The sequence below is a fragment of the Streptomyces sp. NPDC052012 genome, assembly GCF_040689265.1.
GTDB lineage: Bacteria > Actinomycetota > Actinomycetes > Streptomycetales > Streptomycetaceae > Streptomyces.
Genome location: NZ_JBFAXA010000002.1, coordinates 27,901 through 40,899 on the forward strand (window position 1 = coordinate 27,901; position 12,999 = coordinate 40,899).

Below are 12,999 nucleotides of genomic sequence, written 5' to 3' on the forward strand. Positions count from 1 at the left end.
GTTCTCGGGCGGCCCCGTCAGGGGTCAGACCAGCAGGTCGCCCTCGATGACCGTCACCGCCCGGCCGCTCAGCAGGGTCCGCTCCCCGCGCAGCCGGGTGCGGACGCGGCCGGAGCGGGCCGAGGCCTGGAGCCCGGTGAGGTCGGTGCGGCCGAGGCGCCCGGACCAGTACGGAGCCAGCGCGGTGTGGGCGCTGCCGGTGACCGGGTCCTCGTCGATGCCGACGTTGGGGAAGAAGCAGCGCGAGACGTAGTCGTAGCCGTTGGCGGGGTCCGCCGCGAGGGCCGTGGCGATGATGCCCCGCTCGGAGTGGACGCCGAGGGCCCTGGTGTCGGGGCGCAGGGCGTGGACGGTCTTCTCGTCGGCGAGTTCGACGAGCAGGTCTCCGACCTGCGGGCCGGTGTCGAAGGCGGCGAGCGGCTCGGCGCCCAGGGCCTCGGCGACACCCTCGGGGATGCCGACGGCGGTGAGCGGTGCGGTCGGGAAGTCCAGGGTGATCGAGCCGTCCTCGGCGGGCGTGGCGATCAGGACGCCGCTGCGGGTGGCGAACCGTACCGGCCCCTCGTGGGCGCCGGTGGACCGCAGGACGTGTGCGGTGGCGAGGGTCGCGTGGCCGCACATCGCGACCTCGGTGGCGGGGGTGAACCAGCGCAGCGCCCAGTCGGCCTCGCCGCCCGCGGGGAGCGGGTGGGCGAAGGCGGTCTCGGCGTGGTTGACCTCCAGGGCCACCTTCTGCAGCCACGCGTCGTCCGGGAAGGCGTCCAGAAGCAGAACTCCGGCGGGGTTGCCGGCGAAGGGCCGGTCGGTGAAGGCATCGACGATTCGAATCCGCATGCCCCGACGGTAGGGGCCGCCCGCAACACCGGGCCAAGGCCAATCCACGAGCGCTGGACCGGTCACCGGTGCAGCGCTCGGGATCACAGCGGGCCGAGACTTGTCACGCGTACTGTTCCGATATATCGTTGACGCATCGCGACAGATCAACGATGGAATGGAGAGTGGTTGCGATGCGTACCCACGGTGATGAGCACGGACGCGGTCATGGCGGGCCTCGCGGGGGCCGGGGCGGGGACTTCGAGCGGCTGCGTGCGGCGTTCGGGCCCTTCGGACCGGGGGGTCCCGGTGGTGGCGGTCCCGGCTTCGGTCCGGGTTTCGGGCACGGCCCCTGGGGTGGTCGAGGGCGCGGCGGACCGAGGGGAAGGGCACGGCGCGGTGACGTACGGGCCTCGATCCTCGCCCTGCTGAAGGAGCGGCCCATGCACGGCTACGAGATGATCCAGGAGATCGCGGAGCGCAGCGGCGGGGCGTGGAAGCCCAGCCCCGGCTCGGTGTACCCCACCCTCCAGTTGCTGGAGGACGAGGGACTGATCACCAGTGAGACGGAGGGCGGCGGCGGCAAGAAGCTGTTCTCGCTCACCGAAGCCGGCCGTTCGGCGGCTGAGGAGGGCCCCGAGGCGCCCTGGGAGGAGGCCTCGCGCGGGGTCGACTGGGAGGCGCTGAGTGAGATCCGTCAGGCCGGGTTCGGGCTGATGGAGGCCTTCGGTCAGGTCTGGAAGACCGGCAGCAAGGAGCAGCGCGACAAGGCTCTCGCCGTCATCAACGAGGCCCGCAAGAAGCTGTATCTGATCCTCGCCGACGAGGACTGACAGGGGAACGGCATAAGCCGGCAGGGGGCCGACAGTCGTCGGCGGACCTGCTCGGCGCACTTGCACGGCGCCCCGCGGAGCGGTCCGCGGGGCGCCGTGGTGTGTGCGGGTCAGCCGACCCGGCGTATGACAGCCGCGTCGAAGACGTCCCACGCGCGCGGATGGGGGCCCTCGTCGTGGCAGTGCCACGCCTCCCAGAACAGGTCGGCGAGCAGCGCGTCCTCGGGGGCGTGGACACGGTAGACGTACTGCCTGCCGTCCACCGCAGGCAGGGCCACCAGCCAGCACCTGCTCTCCATGCCCGTGTTGGACCAACGGCACGCCCCTTCGGTTGCCCTCGGGGGCGTGGGTCAAGTCGGCGCGCGCCCCTCGGCGTGGAACGGCCTGATGTCATCCGCAAGGAGGAGATGCCGGCCGGCCGTGTCCACTTCCCGTGGGACGCGAAGATGCTCCCCGCCGGGGATGACCCGTGCCGACGGGACTGATGGGGTGGAGGATGTGCAACACCGTATTCCCCGGCAGTCGGACCGAGAGCCGCACCAGCAGGGCACCCAGAGTGCGGACAACGATGCCAGGCTCAGCGCGGAGCTGGCAGCGGTGGTCGCCGGTGCCCGTCGCCGGGCCCTCAGGGACGGGGACCGGCAGATCGACACCGCCCATCTGCTGCACTCGCTCCTGGAGAGCGACGCCGAGGTGAGCGCCGTCGTCGGTGACGGCCCGCAGACCGCCCGGCTGCTCGGGTATCTGGTCCAGCGCAGCATTGGTTACGGCCTGCGCTGGCAGAGCGCGGTGGAGGACTCCGGGTCCGTTCCCGTGGTGACGGAGGCCGCGGGCTTCTCGCCCCTGGCCGCCGGGTGCATGGAGTACGCCCGTGAGCGCGCCGCACGCCGCGACGACACCCCCGCACGGGGCGTGGACCTGCTCGCGGCGATCGTCGTGGACCCGCAGGCACGCGCGGTCGAGGTGCTCCGGCGTGCCGGGATCGACCCGCACGAACTGTTCGCCCGCATCGAGGCACGCACCGGTCGGCGCGACCTCGACGCCGGGGCGGACGGCCCGGCCGGTGACCGGAGCGGGGAGTGCGCGGTCGGGCGCGGTGATCCGGCGTCCTGGTGAGCGTGCAGACGCGCCCGTGCGACGCCTCCGCGCCGTCCAGTCGGTGAGACAGGTGCCATAGGGGGTGACGCTCCTGTCGGTGCCTGTCATCATGTGCCGGTGCATACGTCTGTCAGCACCCGGAGCAACCGCGGCAAGGGCGTCGGTCTCGGCCTCGCCCTGTTGTCCGCGGTGGCCTTCGGGGGATCCGGTGTCGCGGCCAAGCCGCTGATCGAGGCGGGCCTCGACCCGCTCCACGTCGTGTGGCTCAGGGTGGCCGGCGCCGCCCTCGTCATGCTGCCGCTGGCCGTGCGCCACCGGGGGCTGCTGCGCCGCCGTCCCGGACTGCTCGCGGGGTTCGGGCTGCTCGCCGTCGCCGGTGTGCAAGCCTGCTACTTCGCCGCCATCTCCCGCATCCCCGTGGGCGTCGCGCTGCTGGTCGAGTATCTGGCGCCGGCGCTCGTGCTCGGCTGGGTGCGGTTCGTGCAGCGCCGGCCGGTGACCCGGGCCGCCGCCGTCGGTGTGGTCCTGGCGGTGGGCGGACTCGCGTGCGTCGTGGAGGTCTGGTCCGGGCTCGGCTTCGACGCCCTCGGACTGCTGCTCGCGCTCGGCGCCGCCTGCTGCCAGGTCGGCTACTTCGTCCTCTCCGACCAGGGCAGCGACGCCGGCGACGACGCACCCGACCCGCTCGGCGTGATCGCCTACGGACTGCTGGTCGGCGCCGCCGTGCTCACCGTCGTCGCCCGCCCCTGGTCCATGGACTGGTCGGTGCTCGCCGGCAGCGCGGACATGAACGGCACCCCCGTCGCCGCGTTCGCGCTGCTCGCCTGGATCGTCCTCCTCGCCACCGTCGTCGCGTACGTCACCGGCGTCCTCTCGGTGCGCCGGCTCTCACCGCAGGTCGCCGGCGTCGTGGCCTGCCTCGAAGCGGTCATCGCCACCGTGCTGGCCTGGGTCCTGCTGGGCGAACACCTGTCGGCGCCGCAGATCATCGGGGGTGTGGTGGTGCTGACGGGCGCCTTCATCGCCCAGTCCTCCGCCCCGGCCAAGAGCTCCGAGCAGCCGGTGGCGAGCGGCGGGCCCGAAAGGGAGTTGTCGGCTCCCGGAAGGGCCGCATAAGGTGACGATCATGCATGCGCGCGCACTCGTTCTTCCGCCTCCGGCCGCCTGAGGCGGGCCCTTCCGTCCACACGCCCGGCGTGCCGCCGGGCGTGACGGTGCCGCCCGCAGACGAAGTCCACGGACGCCGCCGAGCCGGTGCCCCGTCAGGTCCGAGGACCTGACGCTCGCATCCGCTTCCGGTCCGGCGTCCTTTCCGAACTTCCGCGCCCACGCCGACCACGCGTGTGCGCGCTTCTGCGGAGAGAACCTGTGTCGAACACTTCCCCTGCCCTGCCCGTCGGGCGTGGCCTGCTCTATCTGATCGTCGCCGGTGCCGCCTGGGGCACCGCGGGCGCTGCCGCATCGCTGGTCTACCAGGCCGGTGACATGGGGCCCGTCTCCCTCTCCTTCTGGCGCTGTGCGGCCGGGCTGGTGCTGCTGCTCGCCGCCCGGCTGCTGCTGCCGCGCGCCCGGACCGCCGTACCCGAGCCGCTCGGGCGCAGGGCGCTGCGCGCCGGGGCCACCGGAGCGGGGCTCGCGGTGTTCCAGACCGCCTACTTCGCGGCCGTCTCCGCCACGGGCCTCGCCGTGGCCACCGTCGTCACCCTCGGCGCCGGACCCGTCCTCATCGCGCTCGGCGCGCGGGTGCTCCTCGCGGAGCGGCTGGGGCGTGGCGGGTCGGCCGCCGTGGCGGGCGCACTCCTCGGACTCGTCGTCCTCGTGCTCGGCGGCTCGGACACGACCGTGGACGCCTGGGGTGTCCTGCTCGCCCTGCTGTCCGCGGCCGGGTACTCGGCGATGACGCTGCTCACCCGGTGGTGGGGCCGGGACGGCCGAACGGACGCCTCCGGTACGACCGTCGGGGCCTTCGCCGCCACCAGCGCGCTGCTGCTGCCGTTCGCGGCCATCGAGGGGCTGGTGCCGCACACCGGCGAGCCGGCCGTCCTGCTGTGTCTGATCGCGTACATCGCGACGGTCCCGACGGCTCTCGCCTACGGCCTCTACTTCGCCGGTGCGGCCGTCGTGCGGTCCGCCACCGTCTCCGTGATCATGCTGCTGGAGCCGGTGAGCGCGGCGGTGCTCGCGGTCACGCTGCTCGGCGAGCGGCTCACCGCGGCGACCCTGCTCGGGACCCTGCTGATGCTCGGCTCGGTCGCGGGGCTGGCGGCGGCGGAGGCGCGCGGTGCGCGCGGCCGTCACGGCGGGGAGGCGGCCGACGCGGTTCCGGTGTGACGGAGCGGGGCCCTCGCGCCGCGCGGCGCGAGGGCCCCGCTCAGGTGTGCGTGCGTCACAGGGCCGCGAGGTACTCCGGGAGTTCGGTGCCGGGCGCCAGGTCCGGGTCGGCGACCGGGGTGCCGTACCCCTTGCGCAGGGGGAGGACGCCGGCCCAGTGGGGGAGGGCGAGGTCCTCCGGCTCGTCGTTGACGCCGCCGGTGCGGAGCTTGGCGGACACCTCGTTCAGGTCGAGGCGGATCACCGCGGTGGCGGCGAGCTCCTTCTTGTTGGCGGGGCGGGAGTCGGCTGCGCGGCCCGGCACCACGTGGTCCACCAGGGCGTCCAGGGCCTGACGCTTCTCCTCGGGGTCGGTGACGTCGTGGGCGAGGCCGTGCACCACCACGGAGCGGTAGTTGATCGAGTGGTGGAAGGCCGAGCGGGCCAGCACCAGGCCGTCGACATGGGTCACGGTCAGGCAGACCGGGAGGCCCGGATCGGCCTGGCCCGCCGCGCGCAGGGGGCGCGAGCCCGTCGACCCGTGCACATAGAGACGCTCTCCGACCCGGCCGTAGAGGGTGGGCAGCACCACCGGCGCGCCGTCGCGGACGAACCCGAGGTGGCAGACGTAGCCCTCGTCGAGTATCGCGTGCACCAGTTCCTTGTCGTAGGCGGCGCGGTCGGGGGAGCGGGTGGGGACCGTGCGCTCGGTGGGCGGGTAGGTGGTGGCGGTCTGCTGCGGCGGCTGGGTCCCCGGCATGGCGTTCTCCATTGCACTAGTGCATAATCGACTTTGTGCTAGGAGACTATCGGATCGAGGGCCGGCGTGCAGCGGAGATTTCCGCGAGCATCGAGCGCGCGGTGCGCGAAGGCGCGCTGGGGCCGGGCGAACCGCTGCCGCCCCTGCGGGAGTTGGCGCAGCACCTCGGGGTGAACCCCAACACGGTCGCCGCCGCGTACCGCACGCTGCGCGAGCGCGGGGTGATCGAGACCGCGGGCCGGCGCGGCAGCAGGGTGCGGCCCAGACCGGCGACCACGGGGCGCGAATTCATCCGGGTGGAGGTCCCCGCGGGCGTGCGGGACGTCTCCGACGGCAACCCGGACCCGGTCCTGCTGCCCCCGCTGGCCGAGGCGTTCGCCGCCGCGGCGGCACAGGGCGACCGGGAGCCGGTGCTGTACGGGCACGCGCCCGTGGAACCCGAGCTGGCCCGTCTCGCGCGAGCGGAGCTGGACGCCGACGGCGTTCCGGACGGCCCCGTCGCCGTCACCTCCGGCGCGCTCGACGCCCTCGAACGGGTCCTCACGGCGCAGCTCAGGCCGGGCGACACGGTCGCCGTGGAGGACCCGGGGTGGCGGAGTGTGCTCGACCTGGTCCCGGCGCTGGGACTGCGCGTCGTCCCCGTCGGCGTCGACGACGAGGGGCCGCTCGCCGACGACGTACGGCGGGCCCTGGCGGGCGGGGCGCGGGCGCTGATCGTCACCGACCGGGCGCAGAACCCGACCGGCGCCGCCCTGAGCGCCGCACGCGCGGGTGCCTTGCGGTCCGTGCTCGCGGAGCACCCGGAGACGCTGCTGATCGAGGACGATCACGGGCACCACATCGCCGGACTCCCGCTGCACCCGCTCGCCGGCACCACTCACAGCTGGGCGTTCGTGCGCTCGGCCGCCAAGGCGTACGGCCCCGATCTGCGGCTCGCGGTGCTCACCGGCGACGCGGTCACGCTCGACCGAGTGCGCGGCCGGCAGCGGCTGGGGCCCGGCTGGGTCAGCCTGATCGTCCAGCGGGCCCTGGTGCGGCTGTGGGCCCACGGCACGGTGGACCCGCGGGCGGTGGCGAACGCGTACACCCGGCGCCGGGAGGCGCTGATGGCGGCTCTGGCCCGGCGCGGGATCACGGCACACGGCCGCAGCGGCATGAACGTCTGGGTGCCGGTCACGGACGAGACCGGTGCCGTCGCCCGCCTCCTGCACGCCGGCTGGGCGGTGGCCCCCGGCGCCCGCTTCCGGATGAGCGCGCCGCCGGGTATCCGCGTCACCGTCTCGACCCTGACCGAGGACGACATCGAGCCCTTGGCCGAGGCGATCGCGGGTGCCCTCGGAGGGGCCGGGGAGGCGCAGAGGACGTACGTCTGAACGGCGGCCAGGGGTGCCGCGAGGTCGCGTCGTCCGCCCGAAGGGCGACCGGGCCGCTGCGGGCACCCCCTGGGACTCCCGTGTTCGGCACCCCCTGGGACACCCGTGTCCGGCACGCCCTGGGACGCCCGTTTCGGGCGCCCTCAGGACGCCCGTGTCCGGCGCCCCCTGGGACGCCCGTATCCGGCACCCTCAGGACGCCCGTATCCGGCACCCTCAGGACGCCCGTATCCGGCACCCCCTGGGACGCCCGTTTCGGGCCCTCTAGGGCACCCGTTTCGGCTTCACCTGGGTGAGGGCCGCGCCCGCCAGGACGATGACCGCGCCCACCGGCGTCGACCAGGTCAGGGTCTCGCCGAGGATCGCGATGCCCGCCGCGGCGGCGATGACCGGGACGAAGTACGTGACCATCTGGCCGGTGGTGGGGCCGACCTCGGCGACCAGGCCGTACTGGATGAGGACGGCGAGCCCGGTGCCGAGCGTGCCGAGGGCCGCGATCGCCAGCAGCGGGACGATCGCGAACTCGCTCGGCACGCTGGTGAACAGGGGGGTGACGACGGCCAGTTGGACGGTGGCGAGCAGAAGCTGGCCGCCGGTGAGGGACAGGTTGGAGTGGCTGCTGCCCGCCAGGGTGCGGCGGACGTAGATCCAGCCCACGGGGTAGCTCAGCGAGGCGAGCAGGGCCATCGCGGTGCCGCGGGCGTCCAGGCCGTGGAACCCCTGCCAGGCACCCAGCACCGTCAGCACGCCGAGGAAGCCCAGGCCGAGTCCCGCCACCCGCAGCCGGGTCGGGCGGTCCTCGGACAGGGCCACCAGGGACAGCGCCATGCCCCACAGCGGCGAGGTCGCGTTGCAGATGCCCGCCAGCGTGGAGGGGATCGTCAGCTCGGCGAAGGCGAACAGCGAGAACGGCAGGGCGTTGAGCAGGAAGCCGGCCACCGCGAGATGGCCCCAGGTGCGCAAGCCCCGCGGCAGCCGCTCCCGGCGCACCGCCATCGCCACCGCGAGCACCGCCGTGCCGAACGCCAGCCGGCCGAGCGTGACCTGGAAGGGCGCGTAGCCGTGGGTGCCGACCTTGATGAGGAGGAAGCTGAAGCCCCAGATCAGGGACAACGCGCCGAAGCGCAGGCGCCAGTCCGGGCGGGGCCGGGACGAGGGCGGCGACGCGGGTGGCGTGACCGGGCGCGAGGCGGGGGCGGTGGACGAGGTGACGCTGCTCATGGACCCCACGATGCTGGACAGGATCTCGTAGCACAATCGAGATTTCGCACCCGGTATCTCGTAGCATTGCTTATATGTTGAACCTGGAGCGCCTGCGTACCCTCGATGCCCTCGCCCGGCACGGCTCGGTCAGCGGCGCGGCCGAAGGGCTGCACATCACGACGTCCGCCGTCTCGCAGCAGATGGCCAAGCTGGAGCGTGAGGTGGGACAGCGGCTCCTCGCCAAGAACGGCCGCGGGGTGCGGCTCACCGACGCGGGGCGGCTGCTCGCCGAGCACGCGGCGCGCATCCTGTCCCAGGTCGAGCTCGCCCAGTCCGACCTGGAGGCGCAGCGCGGCCAGGTGGCCGGCGAGTTGCGCGTCTCGGCGTTCCCCACCGCCGCGCGGGGGCTGTTCCCCGTCGCTCTGGCGGCCCTGCGCGAGCAGCATCCGGCGCTGCGGGTACGCTCCCGCGAACTGGAGCCGGAGGCCGGCATCGCCGGGGTGGTGCGCGGCGACCTCGACCTCGCGGTGGTCCTCGACTGGTACAACAAGCCGATGCCGGTGCCCGACGGGCTGGTCAAGGCGCCCATCCTCGACGACCCCGCCGACGTCGCCGTACCGGCCGGGCACCGGCTCGCCGGCCGCGACGAGGTGGACCTCGCCGAGTTCGCCGAGGACGAGTGGATCACCTGGGGCGAGGGCGAGTTCTGCCACGAGTGGCTGATGTTCACCCTGCGCTCGAAGGGCATCGAGCCCGTCATCGGCCACCGCGCCGCCGAGAGCCACACCCAGCTCGGACTGGTCTCCGCGGGCCTCGGCGTCTGCATCGCCCCGCTGCTCGGCCGCAATCCGCTGCCCTCGGGGGTCGTCACGGTCCCGCTCAAGCAGCGGATGCGGCGCCATGTCTACGTCGTCTGGCGCGCGGACGCCGACCGCCGCCCGTCGATCCGGGCCGCGGTGCAGGCGCTTCAGGAGGCGGGCCAGAAGGTGGGGTGAAGGCGCCGCCGCTCCTGCTAGTGCGGTCCGCCCAGCTTCCTGAAGTCCCAGGAGACGATCTTCTCCGGGGTCAGCCGCACCCAGGCGTGCCGGCCGTCGTGCGGCATCTCGTCCAGGCCGAAGTTCTTGCGGGCGAACAGCGTCTCGGGGACGTCCAGTTCGGCGCACAGCTCACCGGTGCGGGGGATCTCGCCCACGAACTCCACACGCCCGGACAGCTCCGCCCCGCGCAGCTCGTCGTACTCCTCGCCGGTGTCCACCACCACCGCCACGCGCGGATCCCGGCGCAGCTGTGCCCAGCGCCTGCTGCGCACCACCGAGTACAGCCACAGCGAGGTGCCGTCCCAGGCGAACCAGAGCGTGCTGACATGCGGCGCGCCGTCGGCGGACACCGTGGCGACCCGGCAGGTGCGCTGTGCGGTGAGGAACTCGTCCAGCTCACCGGGCGTCATCATGATCTTCCGGCCCCGGCGCTGCGTGGCGGTCATACGGTCCCCCTCTTGTCCCGTCCTGCTCCCACGTCGTGCCAGAGATGATCCTCTGACATCACGTCAGAAAAGGATGGGGCGTCTTCCCTCCGCACGCAATGGTGACTAGCCTCACCCGCCCGGCAGCCGACGACCAGGGGGAACCGTGCCGTCGTACGATCAGCTCGGCGACCTGCTCGATCCGGCCACGACCGTGCTGCTCACCGTCGAGTGCCAGGAGGGCGTCGTCGGCGCGGACGGCGCGCTGCCCGAACTCGCCGAGGAGGCCCGCACCTCGGGCGCGCTCGCCAACGTGGCCCGGCTGGTGGCCGCCGCCCACGCGAGCGGGACACAGGTGATCCACGCCGTCGCCGAACGCCGGCCCGACGGCCGGGGTGCCAACCGCAACGCCCGCCTGTTCCGGGCCGCCGAACGGCTCCCGGTACGGCAGCTGACCGGCAGCGAGGCCGTTCGCGTCGCCGCGCCGATCGAGGTCACCGCCGAGGACCTCGTCGTACGCCGGCTGCACGGCCTGTCGCCCATCCAGGGCACCGACGTCGACGCGCTGCTCCGCAACCTCGGCTGCCGCACACTGATCGTCACCGGGGTCTCGGCGAACGTGGCGGTGCCCAACGCCGTGTTCGACGCGGTGAACCGCGGTTACACGGTGGTCGTCCCCACGGACGCCATCGCGGGCGTGCCCGCCGACTACACCCGCGCCGTGATCCGCCACAGCCTCGCCCTGGTCGCCACCCTCGCGACCAGCGACGAGGTCCTGGCCCGCCTGGGCCGGCAGCGCCGTACGGTCCGGCGCTGACGGCTCACGCGAGCGTGATGGAGTCCCCGCTGACGGTGATCTCCATGGCGGGCAGCGGCTTCTTGGCCGGTCCGCTCTGCACACTGCCGTCGGCGATGGAGAAGTTGCTGTTGTGACAGGGGCAGTTGATGACCCCGTCGGCGACGCTCTTCACCGCGCAGCCCTGATGGGTGCAGGTCGCCGAGAACGCCTTGAACTCGCCCGCCGTCGGCTGCGTCACCACCACCTTTTGATCCGCGAAGACCTTGCCGCCGCCCTCGGGGATGTCGGCGGTCGAGGCCAGGGCGGCACCGCCGGCGGCGGACCCGCCCGAACCCCCGCTGCCCGTCTCGCCGTTGTCCTGCGAGCCCGCGCCGGATCCGGCGTCCACGGAGGTGGAGCCGCCGTCGTCCGAGCCCGAGCACGCGGTCAGCGCGACGGCGAGGCCCGCCGCTCCGGCCGCCGCCACGACGGTTCGACGGGCCGGTCCCGATGCGGGCTGAAGCGATGCGCTGGTCATGCCGATGTGTTCCTTCCGGAGAGCCTGCGTGATCCGGTCAGAGGTACGGTCGGCGGGCCCGCCCTGTTCAGGGAATGCCGAGAGCCCGGCTCGCCGGAGGCCGCACGGGGGTGAGCCACGGCTGCCGTCGCGCGGGCGGGTCCCCCGGCACGCGCCAGTAGCCTGGGGCGATGCTCAAGGAAGTCATCGCGACGCGTTACATCGCGCCGCTGCGCGAGGGCGGCTCGCTGCCGGGACTGGTCGAGGCCGACGACCTCGGCACGTACGTCGTGAAGTTCACCGGCGCGGGACAGGGGCGCAAGACCCTCGTCGCCGAGGTGGTGTGCGCGGAACTCGCCCGCCGGCTCGGGTTCCGGGTGCCCCGCCTGGTGACCGTCGAGGTCGATCCCGTGCTCGGGCTCGGAGAACCCGACGAGGAGGTGCAGCACCTGCTCAAGTCCAGCGGCGGCACCAACCTCGGCATGGACTTCCTCTCCGGAGCCCTCGGCTTCGATCCGCTGGCCTTCGGGGTGAGCCCCGAGGAGGCCGGGCGCATCGTCTGGTTCGACGCCCTGGTGGGCAACGTGGACCGCTCCTGGCGCAACCCCAACCTGCTGCACCGGCGCCGCGAGCTGTGGCTGATCGACCACGGCGCGACGATGATCTGGCACCACAACTGGCCCGGCGCCGCGGCCTCCGCCGCCCGCCCCTACGACGCCGCCGACCACGCGCTGGCGCCCTTCGCACCGGACATCGCCTCCGCCGCCGCGGACCTCGCGCCCCGGGTCACCGAGGACCTGCTCGCCGAGGTCACCGCCGAGATCCCCGACGCGTGGCTGACCGGTGAACCCGGCTTCGACACCCCGGACGAGCTGCGCCGGGCGTACGCCCGGCCGCTGCTCGACCGTGCGGCCACCGTCCACCAGCGCATCCACGGACTCGGGAGCGACCGATGAGCGAGCGTCACGACCGTCACGTCAGCGACCGTCACGTCTACGAGTACGCCGTGCTGCGCGTGGTCCCCCGTGTCGAACGCGGCGAGTTCGTCAACGCCGGGGTGCTCGTGTACTGCCGTCCCCTCGCGTTCGTCGCCGCCCGCACCCATCTCGACGAGACCCGGCTGCTGGCCCTCGATTCGGACGTGGACCTGGAGGGGGTGCGGGCCGCCCTGCGTGCGGTCGAGGGCGTCTGCGCGGGCGGCGACGCGGCGGGCCAGGCCGCCCACGACGACGCCGGCCGGCGCTTCCGCTGGCTGATCGCGCCCCGGTCCACCATCGTGCAGCCCGGACCCGTGCACACCGGGCTCACCGCCGATCCGGCGGCGGAGGCGGAGCGGCTGCTGGAGGTGCTGGTGCGGTGACCGGCGTCCGGCGTCAGGAGCGCCGGCGCCTGACCAGGTGACCGCCCGCCATTGCCGAGCTCGCCACGAACACGGCCCCGACGGCCGTCTCCCAGTCGCTCGGCCGGTGCTCGACGCGCCGCCCGCCCCACCCTCCACACCCCGTGGCGGCGAGGGGGCGGCCGTGGTCGCGGGTACGGCGGGTGCGCTGGGGTGGGGGCCGCGGACGCGGGAGCTGCGGTGCCCGCGGGGAGCGTCGGGGCGGGCGTGGCGTTCCGGGCCTCGGGCGGCGCGTGGAGGACGTGGCGCCGCCGTGCCGGGGGAGTGCCTCGCAGGCGATGCCGTCGTCGGGACCCGCATCCTCGCCCAGCCGGTGCGGGTCACTTCGGTCCGCCTCGAACAGGAGCTGGGCGTCCTCCTGCCGGCGGAAGTCACCGCAGTCCAGCTCCCGGACGTGAGCTGTCCCGGCCACGAACGGCTCGCGCTTCGAGGCCAGGGTCGGCCCGGCGCCGG

General features: G+C 73.8%; 16 protein-coding genes. 9 read left to right on the plus strand and 7 right to left on the minus strand.

The features are described from left to right. Nucleotides 1-24: 24 nt before the first annotated feature. Complete coding sequence (locus tag AB0412_RS03760) at nt 25-834, minus strand: PhzF family phenazine biosynthesis protein (RefSeq protein ID WP_366400836.1); 810 nt, start codon at nt 832-834, stop codon at nt 25-27. A 173-nt stretch (nt 835-1,007) separates the two neighbouring features. Here AB0412_RS03760 and AB0412_RS03765 point away from each other — a divergent pair, with 173 nt between their 5' ends. Next, nucleotides 1,008-1,646: a PadR family transcriptional regulator gene (locus tag AB0412_RS03765; protein ID WP_366400837.1), complete on the plus strand. Its 639-nt coding sequence runs from the start codon at nt 1,008-1,010 to the stop codon at nt 1,644-1,646. Nucleotides 1,647-1,756: 110 nt separating this feature from the next. Here AB0412_RS03765 and AB0412_RS03770 read toward each other — a convergent pair whose 3' ends face one another. After that, entirely contained in the window at nt 1,757-1,945 is a 189-nt protein-coding gene (locus AB0412_RS03770; protein WP_366400838.1) for a hypothetical protein, read from the minus strand. A gap of 199 nt (nt 1,946-2,144) precedes the next feature. On the opposite strand from AB0412_RS03770, the gene AB0412_RS03775 reads away from it, so the two are divergent. The 3 genes from AB0412_RS03775 (at nt 2,145) to AB0412_RS03785 (ending at nt 5,075) form a co-directional block, all read left to right on the plus strand. Beyond that, nucleotides 2,145-2,762: a Clp protease N-terminal domain-containing protein gene (locus AB0412_RS03775; protein WP_366400839.1), complete on the plus strand. Its 618-nt coding sequence runs from the start codon at nt 2,145-2,147 to the stop codon at nt 2,760-2,762. Nucleotides 2,763-2,855: 93 nt separating this feature from the next. Then, on the plus strand, nt 2,856-3,860 hold the full coding sequence (locus AB0412_RS03780) for an EamA family transporter (protein WP_366400840.1): 1,005 nt from the start codon (nt 2,856-2,858) through the stop codon (nt 3,858-3,860). Between the two features lie 252 nt (nt 3,861-4,112). After that, nucleotides 4,113-5,075, plus strand: a complete 963-nt coding sequence (locus AB0412_RS03785; RefSeq protein ID WP_366400841.1) for an EamA family transporter — start codon at nt 4,113-4,115, stop codon at nt 5,073-5,075. 55 nt (nt 5,076-5,130) lie between these two features. Here AB0412_RS03785 and AB0412_RS03790 read toward each other — a convergent pair whose 3' ends face one another. After that, nucleotides 5,131-5,814: a pyridoxamine 5'-phosphate oxidase family protein gene (locus AB0412_RS03790; protein WP_366400842.1), complete on the minus strand. Its 684-nt coding sequence runs from the start codon at nt 5,812-5,814 to the stop codon at nt 5,131-5,133. A gap of 35 nt (nt 5,815-5,849) precedes the next feature. On the opposite strand from AB0412_RS03790, the gene AB0412_RS03795 reads away from it, so the two are divergent. Next, a complete protein-coding gene (locus AB0412_RS03795) occupies nt 5,850-7,187 on the plus strand; it encodes an aminotransferase class I/II-fold pyridoxal phosphate-dependent enzyme (RefSeq protein ID WP_366400843.1) in 1,338 nt (445 codons plus the stop codon). A gap of 264 nt (nt 7,188-7,451) precedes the next feature. Here AB0412_RS03795 and AB0412_RS03800 read toward each other — a convergent pair whose 3' ends face one another. Next, nucleotides 7,452-8,408 (minus strand): DMT family transporter, encoded by a 957-nt coding sequence (locus AB0412_RS03800; protein WP_366400844.1) that lies wholly within the window; start codon nt 8,406-8,408, stop codon nt 7,452-7,454. Between the two features lie 74 nt (nt 8,409-8,482). Here AB0412_RS03800 and AB0412_RS03805 point away from each other — a divergent pair, with 74 nt between their 5' ends. After that, the gene (locus tag AB0412_RS03805) at nt 8,483-9,385 is read left to right on the plus strand and encodes a LysR family transcriptional regulator (RefSeq protein WP_366400845.1); all 903 of its coding nucleotides are present in this window, start codon (nt 8,483-8,485) and stop codon (nt 9,383-9,385) included. A gap of 17 nt (nt 9,386-9,402) precedes the next feature. Here AB0412_RS03805 and AB0412_RS03810 read toward each other — a convergent pair whose 3' ends face one another. Further along, nucleotides 9,403-9,873, minus strand: a complete 471-nt coding sequence (locus AB0412_RS03810; protein ID WP_366400846.1) for a pyridoxamine 5'-phosphate oxidase family protein — start codon at nt 9,871-9,873, stop codon at nt 9,403-9,405. A 145-nt stretch (nt 9,874-10,018) separates the two neighbouring features. Here AB0412_RS03810 and AB0412_RS03815 point away from each other — a divergent pair, with 145 nt between their 5' ends. Beyond that, nucleotides 10,019-10,669: a cysteine hydrolase gene (locus AB0412_RS03815; protein WP_366400847.1), complete on the plus strand. Its 651-nt coding sequence runs from the start codon at nt 10,019-10,021 to the stop codon at nt 10,667-10,669. Nucleotides 10,670-10,673: 4 nt separating this feature from the next. Here the strand turns inward: AB0412_RS03815 and AB0412_RS03820 are convergent, their stop codons facing one another. After that, complete coding sequence (locus tag AB0412_RS03820) at nt 10,674-11,168, minus strand: Rieske (2Fe-2S) protein (RefSeq protein WP_366400848.1); 495 nt, start codon at nt 11,166-11,168, stop codon at nt 10,674-10,676. A 170-nt stretch (nt 11,169-11,338) separates the two neighbouring features. Between AB0412_RS03820 and AB0412_RS03825 the strand changes: the two genes are divergently transcribed. Beyond that, nucleotides 11,339-12,103 carry a HipA family kinase gene (locus AB0412_RS03825; protein ID WP_366400849.1) on the plus strand — a complete coding sequence of 255 codons (765 nt, stop codon included), beginning with the start codon at nt 11,339-11,341 and terminating at the stop codon, nt 12,101-12,103. Beyond that, a complete protein-coding gene (locus AB0412_RS03830; protein WP_366400850.1) occupies nt 12,100-12,507 on the plus strand; it encodes a DUF3037 domain-containing protein in 408 nt (135 codons plus the stop codon). The genes AB0412_RS03825 and AB0412_RS03830 overlap by 4 nt, the downstream gene beginning before the upstream one ends. A 13-nt stretch (nt 12,508-12,520) precedes the next feature. Here the strand turns inward: AB0412_RS03830 and AB0412_RS03835 are convergent, their stop codons facing one another. Continuing rightward, the gene (locus AB0412_RS03835) at nt 12,521-12,958 is read right to left on the minus strand and encodes an excalibur calcium-binding protein (protein WP_366400851.1); all 438 of its coding nucleotides are present in this window, start codon (nt 12,956-12,958) and stop codon (nt 12,521-12,523) included. Nucleotides 12,959-12,999 lie beyond the last annotated feature (41 nt).